Raw genomic sequence first — 17,553 nt, 5'->3', positions numbered from 1 at the left:
GAGCCCCGATGTGTCACCTGTCCCGGCGACGCGGGCATGCAGACCCGAATGGGCAGTCGGGACCGCGGAAAGACTGCCAAGGCAGGGCCTGTCCCATATTTGCTTGAAGAAGCGCCGAATCGTAGGTGGAGTCTCGTGCGCCCCAATGGAAGGCGCCCATCCCGCCTGACCGGCCCGAACCTGGGAAGCTGATGCAATACCCAGGCGAGAGTAGAGGACCGGGCGGATTATGGCGGAGATGCCGTAGGTGGCAGAGACCTCACCACCGATATTGGCTGATAAACGACGCTGGTTACGCGTCGAAGAAACATGGAAGCAAGGCATGCATCTGTTCGCAAGCAAGGACCTCGAGGAAGCCGCCGCACTCGTCTATCGGTATATGTCACCCACTCCGCAATATGCATGGCCGCAGATTTCGGAAAAGGCAGGGGCCGTGGTCTGGATCAAGCACGAGAACCATACGCCGGCCGGCGCTTTCAAGGTCCGCGGCGCAATCACCTTCATGGATTGGCTCCGCCGCAGCGGGAGTCCGACCAGAGGGATCGTCACGGCGACGCGCGGCAATCATGGCCAGAGCCAGGCCCGTGCCGCGCGGGCAGCCGGTCTTGCCGCCAAAATCGTGGTCCCGCACGGCAATTCCGTCGAGAAGAACGCAGCCATGCGGGGCTTTAGCGGCGAGGTCATCGAGTACGGCCGCGACTTCGACGAGGCCCGTGCCGAAGCCCGGCGCCTTGCCGCCGAAACCGGTCTCTTCCTGGTACCGCCCTTTCATGAGGAGATCGTCCGGGGTGTCGCGACCTACGGGTTGGAACTCTTTAGCGCGGTGCCTGATCTCGATGCTGTCTATGTGCCCATCGGCTGCGGTTCGGGGATTTGCGGCGTCATCGCCGCGCGCGAGGCCCTCGGCCTGAAGACGGAAGTGATCGGCGTCGTTTCGGCGCACGCGCCGGCCGCGAAGCTTTCCTTCGAGGCCGGACGGTTGATAGAAACCGAAACGGCGCTGACTTTCGCCGACGGCATGGCCGTGCGCATACCCGTCGAAGACGCTTTCGCAATCTACTCGAAGGGCGCCTCGCGGATCGTCGCCGTCAGCGACGAGGAGATCGCCGAAGCGATGCGCCTCATCTATCGCGCCACCCACAATGTCGCCGAGGGCGCCGGCGCCGCACCGCTTGCGGCGCTCCTCAAGGAAGCCTCTGCCATGCGCGGCAAGAAGGTCGGGCTAATCCTCAGCGGCGCAAATGTGGACGCCGAGATCTTCATGAAAGTACTGGCCGGTGAGACACCGACGGTGACGGTAAGCAAGTGACAGTCGGCGGCACGAGAGCTTCCAGGCAGAGTTTTCCCTATGGCTATCTCGTCGAAGTCGATGCGATAGCCGTCATGCATCCGCTTCTAACGACGACGCGGATATCACTTTCACTCAGGTAAAAAACGGAGAACTAGATGTCACTACTGAAAACCATCGACCCGAATCCATCGTTTGAACCGAAGCATAGGACTGCCGAGCCGGATCGCCTGATCGCCGGCAGCCCCGCTTTCAAGACCTGGTTGCAGGACACCGCCAAGGAGGGCAGAGTCAATACCGGCGTTTTCGAGGCGACGCCCGGTGAGACGCACTCCATCAAGGGCGAAACGTTTGAATTTTGCCACCTCGTCCATGGTGTGATCGAGTTGACCGAGAAGGGTAAGGAGCCGGTCATCTATCGCGCGGGCGACAGCTTCGTGATGAAGCCCGGCTATGTCGGGGTTTGGAAGACAATTGAGACGGTGCGGAAAATCTTCGTCACAGTCACCTGATCCTTTGAGCGAGGGGATGCTTGCTCGACGTGCATTGTTCCTAATTTCAGGGCAGGAACGGAGCGATCCGGCAATCACGAATTGAATGGGCGGTTTATCCGCCCATTCCGTCTTGCAAATCCGGCTCGCGCTCGCAGCGAAAACCGCTTCAAGGCCTCATGCATCGCTGCTGTCGCGCTACAGCCTGAAACTTCAATGCTTCACCCGGCATCGCGACAACCCGCCGCTGCTGTTCCAAGGTGAGCTTAGAGACCAACGAAATGGATCAACCCATGCAAACGGAAACGGTTACTCTCGCGCCTTTCGAGGCTCACCATCTGGATGGTGCCGTAGCGCTGTCGCGGTCAGCAGGCTGGGCGCACAGGAGGGAAGACTGGGAAATGATATGGTCGCTAAGCGAGGGACGCGTTGCCCTCGCGGGCGACCGGGTTGTGGGCACGGCTCTCATGACTCCCTTCGGCAATACCTGCTCAGCCATCAACATGATTATTGTCGACGAAAGCCAGCGCGGCCGGGGACTTGGAAGAAAATTGACCAGCGCCGTGATCGAACTCGCCGGGGATCGGGAATGCCGTTTGACGGCAACGAGTGACGGCTTGCCTCTTTATGAAAAGCTGGGCTTCGTTGTAACTCATCAAGTCGTCCGCCATCAGGGTGTCGTTGGTCAGGTCGATACACCTGAAAATGTCGGGTGGTTCGGGCCCGGCGACGCCATGCCGGCAATCAAAGCGCTCGACCGTGCGGCTTTCGGCGCCGATCGCGACGCGCTCCACGATGCGCTGGCGAAGGAGGGGCCGTTTGCCGTTGTCCGGAAGGGTGACAATATCTTCGCCTTCGCGGCCACGCGATCTTTCGGAATGGGCGAAGTCGTCGGGCCAGTCGTGGCAGAAAACGCCGAACAGGCGAGGGATCTGATTGCCTTTATCCTCTCCGGGAAGGAAGGTCGTTTCGTGCGCATCGACATCCCTGAACAGAGCCGCCTTTCGTCGCTGCTCGCCCGCTGGGGGCTGCCTCACGAGGGCGGAGTCGTTGCGATGGCTCGAGGTGCTACAGGCGAGTCGAAAACGCCGGAGGTTCGAACTTTCGTCCTGGCCAGCCAGGCTCTCGGCTGACTGAATATTTCCTGGGGATACTGCTGGAAGCACGAGCTGGGTTTGAGAGACGCTTGGGCGAACAATCCGCCCAAGCATTTTGGACATTGCCGACCCGACAGACCTCCTCTGCCAGGTCGCCCCGTCGCCGCCGTAAAAATCGAAAGCAATGTGCGTCGGAACGGTCTCTTTGGTGCAACGATTAAGTGACGGTGACGTAGATTTTCCGCACCGTCTCGATCGTCTTCCAGACCCCGACATAGCCAGGCTTCATCACGAAGCTGTCGCCTGCGCGATAAATGACCGGCTCCTTGCCCTTCTCTGTCAGCTCGACCACTCCCTGCAGGATATGGCAGAATTCAAAGGTTTCGCCCTTGATGGAGTGCGTCTCGCCGGGAGTGGCCTCCCAGATGCCGGTATTCACCTTGCCCTCTTTGTCGCTGTCCTGCGCCCAAGTTTTGAAGGCGGGTGCGCCCGCGATAAGCCGATCCGGCGCGGGGGTCGCGTGCTTCGGTTCGAACGAAGGATTCGGGTCGATCGATTTGAGTAGTGACATCTAGTTCTCCATTTTTACCTGAGTGAAAGCAAATTCGCGTCGTCGTTAGACAAGATGGATGCGAGGCGGCCCCGACCTCGGTACGAGATTGTCAATAACGGTAGAAGGAAGCGGTCAGGATCGCAGGGTGCCTACCAGCTTGCGGCGATGTATTTTGTTTCGAGATATTCGAGCATGCCGTGGTGGCTTCCCTCGCGGCCGAGGCCGCTCTGCTTCATGCCGCCGAACGGTGCCGCAGCGTCGGAGACGACGCCTCGGTTGATTCCAACCATGCCACTTTCGAGCCGTCCGGCGACCGCAAGTGCGCGCTTGAGGTCGCCACTGAATACGTAGGAAACCAGTCCGTATTCGGTGTCGTTGGCCATCTGGACGACCTCGTCCTCGGTTTCAAACGGAATGACCGGCGCAACCGGCCCGAAGATTTCTTCGCGAAGGATCTCGGCATCGGGAGAAACGTCTGCCAGAACGGTAGGCGGATAATAGAAGCCGTCGCCGTTCAAGCGGCTGCCACCGGTAACCAGTCGCGCTCCCTTGGCAACGGCATCGTCCACCAGGCGTTCCACCTTGGCGACCGCGGCCTCGGTGATCAGTGGCCCGAGCTGCGTCTCCGAAGCCAGTCCTGGTCCGACCTTGAGTGCGGCCATCTCCTCCGCGAACCGCCGCGTGAAGTCCGCCAGAATCCCCTTCTGGACATAGAAGCGGTTAGCAGCAGTGCAGGCCTCGCCGCCATTGCGCATCTTGGCAACCATTGCTCCAGCGACAGCCGTCTCCAGGTCGGCATCGTCGAACACAATGAAGGGCGCATTGCCGCCCAGTTCCATTGAGCAGCTGACAACCTGGTCCGCGGCCTCGCGGAGCAGTGTGCGGCCGACGCCTGTCGAACCGGTAAACGACAGCTTCCGCACCCGCTTGTCGTGCAGCATGGCGCTAACCACAGGGCCGGCCTTCTTCGTAGTCACGATGTTGACCACTCCGGCCGGAACGCCTGCCTGCAGCATAATTTCGCCGATCGCTAGCGCCGTGAGCGGGGTCTCCGCTGCGGGCTTCAGGATGCACGTACAGCCTGCGGCCAATGCGGGAGCGATCTTGCGAGTCGCCATTGCTGCCGGGAAGTTCCAGGGCGTCACCAATACGGCGATACCAATCGGCTCATGATTGACGATGATATGGTTGGCACCGGAAGGTGCAGATCCGAATTCACCCGGCGCCCGTACAGCTTCTTCCGCATACCAGCGGAAAAACTCAGCCGCGTAGGCGACCTCCGACCTGGCGTCCGCAAGTGCCTTGCCGTTCTCGACGGTGATCAGTTGCGCCAGCCATTCCGCCTGTTCGAGCACAAGGTGAAAACACTTCATCAAAACCTCCGAGCGACGCCGCGGCGAGGTTGCTTTCCAAGCCGCGGACGCCTTTTCCGCCGCGTCGACCGCGGATATTCCATCGGCGATGTCGCCATCGGAGACGGCGGCGATCACATCTCCGGTCGAGGGGTCGACCACTGCAAAGGTACGATCTTCTGTTGCAGAAACCCATTCGCCGCCGATGAACAGTTGCGTAGGAGCATCGCGGACTACGGCAGCCGAGACGGGAGAGACAAGGGGAGTCGTTTTTTGCGCGGGAGTTGGTTTCACGTTCAGCACCTTCGCTACCAATCAGGTTTGACACGCGATCAATATAAGATTGGTTTTGCGATTGGTGTCAACATAGATCAAATTGGTTGCGGTAATAATTTGCGACGTTCATGAACGCGCTACCCCCATGAAACACTAGGTTCTTCGACTAGAGCATGATCCGACCGGAGTGAAACAAGGATCGATAAGATCATGCCTCAGAAAGAAAGCGTTAGAGCGCCGATCTAATCCAGTCAGATCGGCGCTCTAACGCCACTACGCGCAGAACGACCTCGAGACGGCCGCTTTCAGAAAGACTTCCCCGCCGCTCTCTCAGAAATCAGAGCCAAGCTCCGCAGGACACGGAGATCGAACTGTGGAGGGCCGACGAAGCGCGCATAGGCCAGAAGAACAAAATTACGCGGCGTTGGGCGCGTCGCGGAACCAAGCCATCCGCGCCCGCGGTCCAGCGAACCATGTGGGCCTAGATCTTCGGTGCCATCTGTTCCAATAGGGCACGGGCGCCCGCCGCGTGCTGCCGGTGCGACACCGAAGCCATGCAGGAGCACCTCACCGAAATCAGCCGGGACCGGGCGACGACGGCGCGCATGCCGGTGCTCATCCTCGATCAGGCCGATGGCACGTGACGCCGAAATTCAAGGTGCCCGACGACATCACTCTGATGTTCCTGCCTCCGCGCACTCCGGAACTGAACCGCTTAGAGAACATCTGACAGTTCATGCGCAACGACTGGCTCTCGACCGCATCTTCAAGGACTGCAATGATATCGTCGCCCATTGCTGCGCCGCATGGAACAAGCTCGTTAATCAGCCGTGGCGCATCATGTCTATCGGACTGCTGGCCCATGGGTGCTGATCAATGCGCCTTGGTATCAGTTCTCGGTCACAGTAATCCGTCGCGACACTCATCAATCGAGGAAATATTGATCGCCTTATCGGTGATTGTGCATCACCAAAAGCCGTCAGCAAAATTCGATAGTCCGGTGCAGTCGCTTGGGTGTATCACCAGGCAGCCGCAACGATGGACCTGGACTATGCAAACCCCTGTCATCCGCCTTGATTTCCGTTCCGATACGGTCACCCGTCCCACCCTTGGCATGCGTGCGGCGATGGCTGCCGCCGAGGTGGGCGACGATGTCCTCGGCGACGACCCCACGGTCAAGGCGCTCGAGGCCCGACTTGCCGCACTGCTCGGCAAGGAAGCGGGACTGTTCGTGCCAACCGGCACAATGTCCAATCTCGCTGCGATCATGAGCCATTGCCAACGCGGCGAGGAATTTCTCTGCGCAACCGGCGCTCATACCTACCTGTGGGAAGCCGGAGGCGCTGCGGTGCTGGGCTCGGTCCAGCCGCAGCCCTTGCCGGTGCGCGCCGACGGCACGATCCCCCTCGAGGACCTTCACGCTGCGGTGAAGGACGACGATCCGCATTTTGCGATCACGCGACTGGTGACCATCGAGAACACGTTCGCCGGGCGGGTCCTGCCGCGCGATCATCTGGCCGAGGTGGCCGACTTTGCGCGGGAGCGGAATCTCGCCACCCATCTCGATGGTGCGCGGCTGTTCAACGCGGCCGCAGCGCTCGGCGTGGACGTCGGGTGCCTGGTCGAAGGCTACGACAGCGTGTCGCTGTGCCTGTCGAAGGGACTCGGTGCGCCGCTCGGATCGGTGCTGGTCGGGGATGCCCCCTTGATCGCGCGCGCCCGCCGGTGGCGCAAGATGCTCGGCGGAGGGATGCGGCAGGCAGGAATAATTGCAGCGGCGGGGCTGTACGCGCTCGACCATCATGTCGAGCGGCTGGTCGAGGACCACGCCAATGCTCAGGTGCTCGCGCAAGCATTTGCGGGAATTGAGGGGTTGAAGGTGACCCCGCCGCAGTCCAACGTGGTCTTTGTCGAGCTCGCGCCTGATCTGGCGACCCGGCTGTCCGAGGCGCTACGTAAGCTCGGCATCGCGGCGAGTTTCTGGCCCGGTGGGCGAATGCGCTGGGTCACTCATCTCGATGTGAACCGTGCCGCTGTCGACGAGGCCATCGCGGCAGTGCGCGAGATCACTGAGGGCCGGACGTGAGAGGCGTCATCGATCCACAATTGATCGTCGGAATAACAATCGCCTATCGCATCGAATAGCCCCTGCGCCGTCATGGCCCCATGACTGCGCCGCGTCCGAAGGGGTGATGTGTTGATCGGACCGAGGGCGCGACGCGGTCCGAGGCCGCCGAGTTCAGCTACACGATTTTCCGCAGCGACGATGCTTCCTTGCTGCGAACTTTGTGTTGTGGTCACCTTTGAGCCCGCAGTCGGTGGGTGCCCTAACTTGAGCGCGACGCAAAGACACAAACCGGCTCAGCACTCAAACATTTTGCCGGCATTGAGTTCCTCAGCGCGCTGAAATGCCAACGTGGCAATTGCGGTGTCCTGAACACCTGTACCGGTAAGATCGGCTATTGTGATGTCGGCATCGCGAGCGCGTCCGACCTTCCCACCCGCAATGATTTGGCCGAGTTCCGGAAAGTCTGCGTCGCTCGCAACCCGCCCAGCCTCTATGGCATGATGAAGCTCCCCCAGCCTGCGTGTCTGCTTCAGGCTGTCCGCCACGTAGATGTCTGCGCGCGCAATCGCGATCGGATCGATCTCGTTCTTATGTTCGGCGTCGGAGCCCATGGCTGTCACGTGCTGCCCTGGTTCAAGCCAGGCGGCATCCAGGATCGGCCGGTCTGCAGGTGTTGTTGTCACAATGATGTGGGAACCCGATACTGCTTCCTTTGGATCGGCGAACGCAGTAACCGGCACGCTGTGCTCGAGCTTCAACTGTTCGACGAGCGCCTCCGCCTTGGAGTGATCACGCGCCCATATGCGGACTTCTTGGAGAGGTCTTACCAGAGCGAGTGCTTGGAGTTGCAGTCTCGCCTGGACTCCGGCGCCGAAGATGGTTGCGATCGAAGCATCGCCTCGCGACAGATGTTTTGCCGCAACCGCACCAGCGGCTGCTGTCCTGAGGTCGGTCAGGTAACCATTGTCGAGAAGCAGTGCCTGAATCAGCCCGGTTTTACTTGAGAGCAAAACCATCATCCCGTTTGTACTCGCAAGGCCGAGCTTCGGATTGTCAAAGAAACCAGGGCTGATTTTGATCGCGAAGCCGCTCAAGCCTGGAATATACGCGGTTTTCACATCGACTTCGCCTCTGCTCTCAGGCACATCCAGACGCAGAATGGGCGGCATCTCCACCGCATTGTCGACCGCCAGCGCGCGAAACGCGCCTTCCGTGCACTTAACCGCATCGACGTCGAGCGGAATGATCTGTCTGAGCTCAGGCTCGGTAAGTATTCTAATAATAGGCATCAGCCCACCTCAGTTGCTATATGCGTCCGTTGATGATTTTTCGATGCAACGTCATGTCGATATTCTGACCCGACAATATGACTGCTGCCGGACCTTTAAGATGAGCCAGCTTGCCGGAAAGCAGCGCCGCGATACCAACTGCGCCAGCGCCTTCGACAATCTCACGCTCTTGCTCGTACGCGTGCCGCACACCGGCAGCTATCTCGCGTTCATTGACGAGGACGATGTCGTCGAGAAGGGTTTTGCACATCGGGAAAGTCCAGGCGTTACCCAAGCCGATTCCACCGCCGAGCGAGTCGGCCAGACTGCGATACTCCTTCACCTGCACCGGGTGGCCGGCGTCGATGCTAGCCTTCATGGCTGCCCCCCGGTCCATAGTGACGCCGATTACCTTGGCCTGGGGTCGCATGGCCTTTACGGCTGCCGCGACGCCTGCGGCCAACCCACCTCCAGAAAGAGGAACAAGAACGGTCGCGACCTCGGGCATCTCCTCGACGATTTCAAGCCCGACCGTTCCCTGGCCGGTGATGACGTGAGGATGATCAAAAGGCGGGATCATGCTGAGCCCTTCCTCTGCAACCAGCCGTTCGACTTCCGCTTGTGCGTCGTCCTGCGAAGAACCCACTATCCGTACTGTTGCGCCCAGCCGTCGGATTTCCGAGACCTTGTTTTCGGGTACCAGACGCGACATGCAAATGGTCGCGCCGGATCCGACTGCCCGGGCAGCAAGGGAAAGTGCCCTTCCGTGATTGCCGGTTGAGGCTGCGATGACGCCGCGGTCGCGCTCCAACTGGCTGAGTTGAAGAACTGCATTTGTTGCACCCCGGAGCTTAAAGCTACCGGTCGATTGGCGATGCTCGAGCTTCAAGCTGACCTGCGCTCCGGTGCGTTCGGAAAGCGATGTCGATATCGTCAGAGGAGTACGGAGGACGTGACTGGCGATGCGCTCACGTGCCTGCTTGATCAGGTCATGGCTAATCATTGCGTTATATTTCACCTGCTTAAACCGGTCATGATCGGCGGAGTGGTCCCGGCTCCTCATCGGAGGTGATGACCCAGCAACTCGGCGCGACCGCCCAGTTCATCGTACGCCACCGAGTTGGTGGCACCGTCGAACAGCCAGATGCTATGTGAATCACAATCAGGAGCCTGCTGCAGAAACAGGTAAGGTTATTGCGCGCGCCGCCATTTCACAAAGCTGGCGGTCGCGCGCACTTCACCGATTTGCGCGGATGTCGGCGCGATCAGTCGCGCGCGACCCAAAGCTTGCGTGTGGTCTCGATAACCCGCCATGTGCCGACGAAGCCGGGGTGCATCACAAAAGCGTCACCAGCGCTGATCCTGCGGGGCTCGCCTCCGTCCTCAGTGAGTTCGGACACTCCGGAGAGAATGACGCAGAATTCAAAGGTCTCACCCTTGATCGAACGGTAGGCGCCCGGAGTTGCCTCCCATACGCCCGTCCGCATCTTTCCGTCTGCGGTAGCGGCGATGTCCCATGTAAGAAATTGCGGCAGTCCATCGACCAGCCGCTCGGGAGGCGGCGCGCCCTTCCGCGGCATTGGGAGATTTTTCTGGTCGATGAAGGTTAGTTTTGGCATAGATCACCTTTCTACTGTGACGATTATTTTCCGAAAGACAGTTTTCTTTCGATCAACTTTAGAGAAACTAAGCTAATTACGTTCATCATCAGGTAAAACGCCGATGTGACAATGAAGATGTCCATGATGGCGAAGGTTTCGCTCATCAACCGTTTGGCATAGCCGGTGATCTCGAGGACCGTGATCGTCGATGCGAGGCTTGATTCCTTGACGATGATGGCAACTTCACTGCTATAGGCAGGCAAGGCTTGCCTGACCGCCAGCGGAAACTTGACGTGGCGAAAAGTGGCCCACACCGACAGGCCACAGGCTTGCGACGCCTCGATCAGACCCCGCGGAAGGGAAAGGAGTGCGGTCCGGAAGATTTCCGCTGTATAGGCACCGGTGTTGAGTACGACGGCCAGGATCGCCGCATGCAGGCTGTCGCCGACGATCCACCAGATCACGGGATTTGTGCGAATGGCACTGAGCTGGCCTAGTCCGTAGTAGATCACGAAGATCTGCACCAGCATGGGCGTGCCGCGGAAGATCGCGCAGTAGATATCCGCGCTCCTGCTCACTATCCGGTTCCTGGATGTGCGGATGACAGCTAATGCAATGCCGAACGGCAATCCCAGAGCAACGCCGAAGACGCTGATCAGCAAGGTCGTTTTGGCACCTACCAGAAGGAACGGAACCGCATATGTGACAAGGTCTAGTTCCATCTTATCCCCGACTGAAGCCACGGTTGAAGAACCGCTCCGTATGACTGAAGAGCGTCTGACTGATTGCCGTCAACGCAAAAAACATCCCGGCAGCAGCGCAGTAGAACAAGAGCGGAGAACGAGTAATGCCGGCGGCGATTGCCGCGGAGCGCATCAATTCCTGCATGCCCACGACCGACACCAGCGAGGTGTCCTTGATGGTCATCTGCCAAACATTGTTGAGGCCGCCGAGTGCTAGTCGCAGAGCGATAGGCAGAGTGACGCGCAGAAAAGTGACGTGGGTCGGCAGGGCAAGGGATTTTGCCGCTTCCAGCAAGCCCACCGGCACGGCGTCAAGCGCGCCGCGGAACACTTCGATCGAATAGGCACATGATATTGCCGCGATCGCAACAACGCCGATGACGAAGGGATAAGCGCTGTCGGCGCTATCTTGATAGCCGAAAGCGGTTGCCAGCCTTTGAACCCACTCGATCGAGCCGAAGAACAGGAGGTAGATAACGAGCAGCCCGGGAACGCCGCGCACTAGAATGCTGTAGCCATCCACCGCCTGCGAGAGTACGGGAAGGCGCCGCCACCGCAACAGCGCCAGGGGCACCGCCGCGATAACCCCGGCGAGCATCCCGAGCAGGCCGACCGCCAGTGTCACCATAGCGCCGCGGAGAAGGGCAAATCCCCACCCCCGCTCAACCAGAAGAACCCATAGGTCAAAAGACATCGGACATATCTCCCGTGACGTCGTCGCGATTCCGGCCGCGACGACGTGTCGATCTCAGCCTCACTTCGTGCAGGGAATGGTGTAATCGTCCTTGAACCAATTGAGGCTGGCATTCTTCACCTTGCCTTCTGTGATCATCTTGCAGAGCGCCGCATCCAGTTTTGCCTTGAGTTCGGCATTGCCCTTGCGCATACCGACGCCCATGCCGTGACCGAGCGATGCTGGATCGTCCGTCGCCATGATCTTGACGTTCACTCGGGTGAACCCTGCTCCGTCCGGAGTGGCGAGGAAATCCGCCCAGGTCGGGGAGTCGCCGAAGGCGGCATCAAGGCGGCCTGCAGCGAGGTCAGCCGTCTGCTGCGTCGTTGCGTCGTACGTTTTCAGATCTGCGCTGGGGACGTGTTTTTGGATGAACTTGGCATATGTGGTTCCGGTGACCACGCCCAGGCTTTTGCCGTCGAGCGCTTTTACGATCTCGTCCAGGCTCTTGAGACCGGCAAGAGGCGAATCCTTCGCCACCACGAAATAGAGGGGCGTGGTGGCATACGGAATGGAGTAGTCGATTTTCTTTTGGCGTTCCGCCGTGATGCCCAAACCGGAGATGATGACGTCGAACCGGTCGCTGTCCATCGAAGGCACGAGCGTGCTGAAGGATTGGACGACGAACTTGCACTTCAACTTGAGTTCAGCGCAAATGCTGTTGGCTATATCGGCATCGAAACCGGTTACGTTGCCGTTAGCGTCAGCCATGCTGAACAGCGGCGCGTCTCCTTCAGTGCCGATGCGCAGGACCCCTTCTTCGGCTTGCGATGCCGCGGCTGAGAACAGGAAGAGGCCGGATGCGAGAATTGAGCGAAGTTTCGTGATTGTCGACATTGGAGTTACCCCTCTTTTTCGTTTGATAACAGCCGTCAGGCGGCCAGTGGCATCACGCTGGAAAGGAATCGCGCCACAGCGTCCGACGCTGGATTGCGAAGCAATTCTTCCGGCGTACCGTCCTGCTCAATTTCACCTTTGTGCAGGAAGATCATTCGGTTCGAGACGTCTCTCGCGAACCGCATCTCGTGGGTGACGAGAAGGATGGTGGCTCCCTCATCTGCTAGCCCTCTGATGACCCTCAGAACCTCCCCCACCAACTCCGGATCAAGTGCGGAGGTGGGTTCGTCGAAAAGCATGATCTTCGGGCTCATCGCGAGCACGCGGGCGATCGCAACACGCTGTTGCTGGCCGCCGGAGAGTTGATGGGGATATCGGTCGCGAAAATCGGCCATGCCGACCTTCGAAAGTGCCGAGAGCGCGATCTCCTTCGCGTCGCGCTTGTTCTTTCCCAGGGCGTAGAGCAGCGCCAGGGTCACGTTGCCGAGGACAGTCTGGTGCGGCCACAGATTGAAATTCTGGAACACCATGCCGATGCGGCGACGGAAGTTCTTTATGTGGTGAGCACTGTGGATCTCGGTCTTGCCATGATCGTTCACGACCGCCGAAACGGTGTGACCCATAACCTCGATTTCACCGGAGGTCGGCGTCTCAAGCAAATTCGCGCAGCGTAGCGCCGTGCTCTTGCCTGAACCGGACGACCCAACCAGCGAAATGACCTCGCCCTCGGTCATTCGAAAGCTGACGCCGTTCAAAACCTTGGTCGACCCAAAAGTCTTGCAGAGTTCACGGACCTTCAGGACATTTCCTGTCATAACCAATGCCGTGTCCTCAGCCTTTCACCGCACCCTGCGCGAAAAGTTCGCGTAGAACTTCATCCACCGCAGCCTTTGCGATGAAGACCATCTCATCGATCTCCGCTTCGCTCATCGTGAGCGGTGGTGCGAAGCCCAGGATATCGCCATGGGGCATGGCGCGAGCGATAAGGTTTCGGTTGCGCGCGGCCTGAGAAATTCGCCCGCCGACCTTCAACGCGGGACTGAATGGCATCTTCGCGCCGCGGTCCGGGACAAATTCGATCGCCGCCATCATGCCGACGCCGCGCACTTCGCCGACGATTGGGTTCTGTTCAAATTCGGCTTTGAGCCGGCCCAGGAGATAGGCTCCCTTCTTCGCCGCCTGCCCGGGGAGGTCGTCGCGCTCTACGATGTCAAGAACCGCGTTTGCGGCCGCTGCGCCGATCGGGTGGCCGGAATAGGTGTAGCCGTGCGAGAAGGCGCCCACTTGAGGCGTAGCCTCCTGCATGACGTCGTAAACCTGTTCGGATACGATCGCGGCCGAAAGCGGCACGTATGCCGATGTCAGCCCCTTCGCGACCGTGACGAGGTCCGGGACCATGCCGTACAAATCGGAGCCGAACATTGCTCCCGTGCGGCCAAAACCGCAGATCACCTCGTCCGCAATCAACAGGACGTCGTACTTCTTCAGCACCGCCTGGATTTTTGGCCAGTAGCCTGACGGCGGCGGGATAATGCCGCCGGTGCCGAGCACCGGTTCAGCGATGAGTGCGGCCACCGTTTCCGGGCCTTCGGCCAGAATAAGTGCTTCAAGCTCATGCGCGCGACGTTCAGAAAACGCTTCTTCCGTCTCGCCCGGAAATGCGCCGCGATAATGATGGGGCAGGCCGGTGCGCAGTATGCCGGCGACCGGCAGGTCCATGTGGTCGTGGTAGAAGCTGAGCCCGGTCATCGAGCCCGACACGACGGAGCATCCGTGATAGCCGCGTTCGCGCGCAATGATCTTCTTCTTCGCGGGCTTGCCGCGAAGATTGTTGTAATACCAAACGATCTTAGCTTGCGTCTCATTGGCGTCCGATCCGGAAAGGCCAAAGAAGACCTTGGACATGCGCCCGGGTGACATTTTCACAAGCCGATCGGAAAGCTTGGCGAGTTCTTCCGTGGTATGGGCGGCGTAGGAGTGATAATAGGCCAGCTTGTACGCCTGACGAGCAATGGCTTCGGCGACCTCGGTTCGGCCATAGCCGACGTTTACGCAGTAAAGACCGGCAAAACCGTCGATATATTCGCGCCCACTCGCATCCTTGATGCGAACGCCCTTGCCGGTTTCCACAATGGTCGGCGCGGTCTGACCTTCGGCGTAGTCCTTCAGATATGTGAATGGATGTAGAACAGATCGCCGATCCATTTCGCTTATTTCGACAACAGTTTTCATTGCGGCTTCCTCAGGCGGCGCGACCGCCGAAACACACATATTCAGGTTTGATGAATGCCTGCCGGGACCCGATTGCTTCAAAAAGCTGAAGGGGTCGGTGCGCGCATCGCCGCGTTGACTCTGACCTCGCCGAAGACAGGCCCATCGCCCGTTCAGTGCTGCTGCAGAGAGGCACCGCGTGTGCGGGCCGCGCTCGATCGCGCGCTGAAGAGGCGAAGGTCTCAGCCGTCGACATCGGTGATTGCCGTTCGCCAGCAGGATCGACGACCGCGGCGGCACCCGACCCATGCCATCTTCCCGCGACAAAAGCCCGGTGCAGAAAAGCGTCGGATTGCTCCTTATTTTCAGCGCGTCCCGCGCCGACAGCCCGTTATTCAGCATTTTTTCTCTCGGATTGGCGTGTCCAATGAGCGAGAGCTTATGTGCATCCGAGCGATCGATTTTAACGGACTAAGGTGCCCGCTCGCAGGAATCCTGCTTTTGTCGGGCTCGAGCGAAGATAAACTGCGTAGGGAGGTTTTGGTGGAACTCGACAGGCTAGACGCTCGCCTCCTGAGCGTTTTGCAGACAAACAACCGGCACAACTATGAGGTGCTAGGAGAACTGGTGGGGCTGTCGCCGACGGCCGTGCAGAGGCGTGTAAGACGCCTGAGGGAGAAGGGGGTCATCGAGGCGGATGTCTCGATCGTGAAGCCGAAGATGATCGGCCGGCCGATCGCCATGCTGGTGCTCGTGTCCTTAGAGCGGGAACGCGCCGACATAGTGGACCGCTTCAAGCAATCCATCCGCCAAACACCGGAGGTGATGAACGGTTATTATATTACCGGCGAGTCGGACTTTGTCTTGATCGTGACAGCACGGAGCATGGAGGACTACGAGATATTCACGCGAAAGTTCTTCTATGAGAATCCGGATATCAAGGGATTCAAGACAATGGTGATAATGGACAGAGTGAAGGTCGGCTTTGCGCTGCCAATCGACCTTGCTGCCTTCTGAGCTCTGTTTCGGTCAGCGCAAGCAGGTCTGCTGTCTGGTACGGCGGTTGGCTTTGCGGGCGAGTTTGTATGCTGTCCGTCCACGGCTACACTAAATGTCAAACAGGTCAGTCAGCGGCACGTGGTACTTGGTGATCGGAGATTTGAGTACAACGAAGCTGAAGTATTTCTCGATTCCGATGTCCATTTCTATCAGCCGCTCCATGAGTGACTGGTATTCTCCTATGCTGCTCGCCACGAACTTGACGAGATAGTCGTAGTCACCTGAGACGACGTGGCATTCGATTACTTGCTCAATATTCTGGATGGCCGACATGAAGCGGGCGATGTCGGCCTGGCGATGGTTCCTCAGGGTAATCTCTGTGAAGACAGTGAGAACCTGCCCAAGCTTTCCCATGTTGATCATCGCGGAATAGCCGCCGATATAGCCTTCTGCCTGCAGCCTCTTCACCCGCACGAGACAAGGTGTTGCGGACAGGTTCACGAGCTCGGCGAGCTCGACATACGTCATCCGTCCGTTCTTCTGAAGCTCGGAGAGGATCTTGATGTCAATTCTGTCCAGTTTCATGTGCGCCCACCCGGTTGTTGCCACGACCTTTGCATGAGCGATTGGAGTTTCGTCAGCGGACGAGGCTCGGTGGCAATAATCCCTCGGGTTCCAAACGGCAGCCGATCTGACGGCTACATCATTTCCGGCCGTCGGATCGCCGAGCCATCGCTGAACCGGCTCAGCCTGTAAGGCGAAATGTCGGTCAGTGGCTCTTTATTCATGACGATCTCGCTCACCAGACGGCCGGCCCCGGGTCCGATCGCGAAGCCGTGTCCGCTGAAGCCCGCGGCGATCACATAGCCGGGGAGTTCCTCCACTCTCGAGATAACAGGCACGAGGTCTGGGGAGGTATCGATGAGCCCGCCCCACGCGCGTTCGACCCCGATCCCCTTCAGCGCCGGGTACTCGCTTTCGAGGTTCTTCACTGCGAGCTTGACGAGTTCCGCGTCGGGCGCCGGGTCCAGAATGCGGCTCTTTTCAAACGGCGAGATCTCGTCGTTCTCCCAGCTGCCGAAGGCATCGGGACCATTCCAGAAGCTGCTGTTGAGGCGGTATTTGAGTTTCTTGCCGATCTTGCTGCGATACATCTCGTAGAACTTGAAAGCGTATCGCATTCCTCGCGGCGTGATGTCGAGCGTGCCGCGCCCGGGTACGGCAATGGTGTAGGAGCCGTCGGTCCGACGCCGCAACACGAAGTTCGAAGCCGATAGACATCCTGCCTGAACGATTTCGGGCGCCGGGGTTGTCTTGATCGCCGTCCCGGCGATGTTGGCGACTGGAAGTTCGATGCCGTAGCGATGAGAAAAGCGGGAAGCCCATGCCCCGCCGGCGCAAACAACGGTGCTCGCTTTCACAACTCCCCGCTCCGTCCATACCCCTGTTACCCGGCCATTGGTAATGTCGAGGCCGCGAACGGCGCAGTTCTGATGGAGCGACACGCCCCTTTCCTTGGCGGCCTCGGCGACGGCAGGCACGGCAAGGCTCGGTTCCGCTCTCCCGTCGGTCGGAGACCAGACGCCGCCGACCCAGGAGGATGTGCCGCCCGAGGCCCGCTCGTTCGCCTCGGAAGCCGTGAGTATCTCGCTGTGAAATCCCTGGACGCGTGCGGCCTGGCCCCACTTTTGCCAGCGGGCGACATCCGCCTCGTTCTTGGTGCAGTAGAGTATCCCGGTTCGACGAAACCCGAGATCGCGGCCGATCTCGGTGCCCAATTCCTCCCAGCGCCGCAGACTGTACATGGCAAGGGCAAGCTCATGGAGATCGCGGTTCTGCTGACGCACCCACCCCCAGTTGCGGCTTGACTGTTCGCCGCCAACGATGCCCTTTTCGAGCAGAGCAACGGAGACCCCTTGTCGGGAGAGTTCATAGGCCGTGCATGTACCGACGATCCCTGCCCCTATGACGACGACATCCACCTGGGTTGGAAAAGAGGCACTGTCACGGACTTTCTGAACGTCGACCGGCATAAT

General features: G+C 59.5%; 17 protein-coding genes and 1 pseudogene. 6 read left to right on the top strand and 12 right to left on the bottom strand.

The window, feature by feature from the left end; translation table 11 throughout:
• Positions 1–322 precede the first annotated feature (322 nt).
• The 3 genes from CO664_RS02455 (at position 323) to CO664_RS02445 (ending at position 2,912) form a co-directional block, all read left to right on the top strand.
• Complete coding sequence (locus tag CO664_RS02455) at positions 323–1,309, top strand: threonine dehydratase (protein ID WP_097537842.1); 987 nt, start codon at positions 323–325, stop codon at positions 1,307–1,309.
• A gap of 137 nt (positions 1,310–1,446) precedes the next feature.
• Positions 1,447–1,800 (top strand): cupin domain-containing protein, encoded by a 354-nt coding sequence (locus CO664_RS02450; RefSeq protein ID WP_066877114.1) that lies wholly within the window; start codon positions 1,447–1,449, stop codon positions 1,798–1,800.
• Positions 1,801–2,072: 272 nt separating this feature from the next.
• Entirely contained in the window at positions 2,073–2,912 is an 840-nt protein-coding gene (locus CO664_RS02445) for a GNAT family N-acetyltransferase (protein WP_176536481.1), read from the top strand.
• Between the two features lie 181 nt (positions 2,913–3,093).
• Here CO664_RS02445 and CO664_RS02440 read toward each other — a convergent pair whose 3' ends face one another.
• Complete coding sequence (locus CO664_RS02440; RefSeq protein WP_097537840.1) at positions 3,094–3,447, bottom strand: cupin domain-containing protein; 354 nt, start codon at positions 3,445–3,447, stop codon at positions 3,094–3,096.
• Between the two features lie 131 nt (positions 3,448–3,578).
• The gene (locus tag CO664_RS02435) at positions 3,579–5,075 is read right to left on the bottom strand and encodes an NAD-dependent succinate-semialdehyde dehydrogenase (protein ID WP_097538563.1); all 1,497 of its coding nucleotides are present in this window, start codon (positions 5,073–5,075) and stop codon (positions 3,579–3,581) included.
• A gap of 347 nt (positions 5,076–5,422) precedes the next feature.
• On the opposite strand from CO664_RS02435, the pseudogene CO664_RS31090 reads away from it, so the two are divergent.
• A pseudogene (locus tag CO664_RS31090) lies at positions 5,423–5,930 on the top strand (transposase); the annotation flags it as partial.
• Between the two features lie 67 nt (positions 5,931–5,997).
• Entirely contained in the window at positions 5,998–7,143 is a 1,146-nt protein-coding gene (ltaE, locus tag CO664_RS02430) for a low-specificity L-threonine aldolase (RefSeq protein WP_234820079.1), read from the top strand.
• A 275-nt stretch (positions 7,144–7,418) separates the two neighbouring features.
• Here ltaE and eutC read toward each other — a convergent pair whose 3' ends face one another.
• The 8 genes from eutC to CO664_RS02385 form a co-directional block, all read right to left on the bottom strand.
• On the bottom strand, positions 7,419–8,414 hold the full coding sequence (eutC, locus tag CO664_RS02420) for an ectoine utilization protein EutC (RefSeq protein ID WP_097537838.1): 996 nt from the start codon (positions 8,412–8,414) through the stop codon (positions 7,419–7,421).
• Positions 8,415–8,430: 16 nt separating this feature from the next.
• The gene (gene eutB / locus CO664_RS02415) at positions 8,431–9,396 is read right to left on the bottom strand and encodes a hydroxyectoine utilization dehydratase EutB (RefSeq protein ID WP_097537837.1); all 966 of its coding nucleotides are present in this window, start codon (positions 9,394–9,396) and stop codon (positions 8,431–8,433) included.
• Positions 9,397–9,658: 262 nt separating this feature from the next.
• Positions 9,659–10,012: a cupin domain-containing protein gene (locus tag CO664_RS02410; RefSeq protein ID WP_097527115.1), complete on the bottom strand. Its 354-nt coding sequence runs from the start codon at positions 10,010–10,012 to the stop codon at positions 9,659–9,661.
• A gap of 23 nt (positions 10,013–10,035) precedes the next feature.
• Complete coding sequence (locus CO664_RS02405) at positions 10,036–10,716, bottom strand: ABC transporter permease subunit (protein ID WP_037425857.1); 681 nt, start codon at positions 10,714–10,716, stop codon at positions 10,036–10,038.
• Position 10,717: 1 nt separating this feature from the next.
• A complete protein-coding gene (locus tag CO664_RS02400) occupies positions 10,718–11,431 on the bottom strand; it encodes an ABC transporter permease subunit (protein ID WP_097527114.1) in 714 nt (237 codons plus the stop codon).
• Between the two features lie 60 nt (positions 11,432–11,491).
• Complete coding sequence (locus CO664_RS02395; RefSeq protein ID WP_037425863.1) at positions 11,492–12,307, bottom strand: transporter substrate-binding domain-containing protein; 816 nt, start codon at positions 12,305–12,307, stop codon at positions 11,492–11,494.
• A 35-nt stretch (positions 12,308–12,342) separates the two neighbouring features.
• A complete protein-coding gene (locus CO664_RS02390) occupies positions 12,343–13,122 on the bottom strand; it encodes an amino acid ABC transporter ATP-binding protein (protein ID WP_097527113.1) in 780 nt (259 codons plus the stop codon).
• Positions 13,123–13,138: 16 nt separating this feature from the next.
• Entirely contained in the window at positions 13,139–14,539 is a 1,401-nt protein-coding gene (locus tag CO664_RS02385; RefSeq protein WP_097537836.1) for an aspartate aminotransferase family protein, read from the bottom strand.
• A 522-nt stretch (positions 14,540–15,061) separates the two neighbouring features.
• Here CO664_RS02385 and CO664_RS02380 point away from each other — a divergent pair.
• Positions 15,062–15,535, top strand: a complete 474-nt coding sequence (locus tag CO664_RS02380) for an Lrp/AsnC family transcriptional regulator (protein ID WP_165914152.1) — start codon at positions 15,062–15,064, stop codon at positions 15,533–15,535.
• Positions 15,536–15,625: 90 nt separating this feature from the next.
• Here CO664_RS02380 and CO664_RS02375 read toward each other — a convergent pair whose 3' ends face one another.
• A complete protein-coding gene (locus CO664_RS02375; protein WP_037377440.1) occupies positions 15,626–16,102 on the bottom strand; it encodes an Lrp/AsnC family transcriptional regulator in 477 nt (158 codons plus the stop codon).
• Positions 16,103–16,215: 113 nt separating this feature from the next.
• Positions 16,216–17,550, bottom strand: a complete 1,335-nt coding sequence (locus tag CO664_RS02370) for an FAD-binding oxidoreductase (RefSeq protein ID WP_176536480.1) — start codon at positions 17,548–17,550, stop codon at positions 16,216–16,218.
• Positions 17,551–17,553 lie beyond the last annotated feature (3 nt).

Source organism: Sinorhizobium sp. NG07B (assembly GCF_002532005.1).
GTDB lineage: Bacteria > Pseudomonadota > Alphaproteobacteria > Rhizobiales > Rhizobiaceae > Sinorhizobium > Sinorhizobium fredii_C.
Note: the sequence above shows the minus strand (reverse complement) of the source record. Positions and strands in the feature narration are given on the sequence as shown.

Bases quoted from the DNA above. Each gene is read 5' to 3' on its own strand.
- CO664_RS02455 (WP_097537842.1), top strand. From the start codon at position 323: ATGCATCTGTTCGCAAGCAAGGACCTCGAGGAAGCCGCCGCACTCGTC.
- CO664_RS02450 (WP_066877114.1), top strand. From the start codon at position 1,447: ATGTCACTACTGAAAACCATCGACCCGAATCCATCGTTTGAACCGAAG.
- CO664_RS02445 (WP_176536481.1), top strand. From the start codon at position 2,073: ATGCAAACGGAAACGGTTACTCTCGCGCCTTTCGAGGCTCACCATCTG.
- CO664_RS02440 (WP_097537840.1), bottom strand. From the start codon at position 3,447: ATGTCACTACTCAAATCGATCGACCCGAATCCTTCGTTCGAACCGAAG.
- eutC (WP_097537838.1), bottom strand. From the start codon at position 8,414: ATGCCTATTATTAGAATACTTACCGAGCCTGAGCTCAGACAGATCATT.
- eutB (WP_097537837.1), bottom strand. From the start codon at position 9,396: ATGATTAGCCATGACCTGATCAAGCAGGCACGTGAGCGCATCGCCAGT.
- CO664_RS02410 (WP_097527115.1), bottom strand. From the start codon at position 10,012: ATGCCAAAACTAACCTTCATCGACCAGAAAAATCTCCCAATGCCGCGG.
- CO664_RS02405 (WP_037425857.1), bottom strand. From the start codon at position 10,716: ATGGAACTAGACCTTGTCACATATGCGGTTCCGTTCCTTCTGGTAGGT.
- CO664_RS02400 (WP_097527114.1), bottom strand. From the start codon at position 11,431: ATGTCTTTTGACCTATGGGTTCTTCTGGTTGAGCGGGGGTGGGGATTT.
- CO664_RS02395 (WP_037425863.1), bottom strand. From the start codon at position 12,307: ATGTCGACAATCACGAAACTTCGCTCAATTCTCGCATCCGGCCTCTTC.
- CO664_RS02390 (WP_097527113.1), bottom strand. From the start codon at position 13,122: ATGACAGGAAATGTCCTGAAGGTCCGTGAACTCTGCAAGACTTTTGGG.
- CO664_RS02385 (WP_097537836.1), bottom strand. From the start codon at position 14,539: ATGAAAACTGTTGTCGAAATAAGCGAAATGGATCGGCGATCTGTTCTA.
- CO664_RS02375 (WP_037377440.1), bottom strand. From the start codon at position 16,102: ATGAAACTGGACAGAATTGACATCAAGATCCTCTCCGAGCTTCAGAAG.
- CO664_RS02370 (WP_176536480.1), bottom strand. From the start codon at position 17,550: ATGCCGGTCGACGTTCAGAAAGTCCGTGACAGTGCCTCTTTTCCAACC.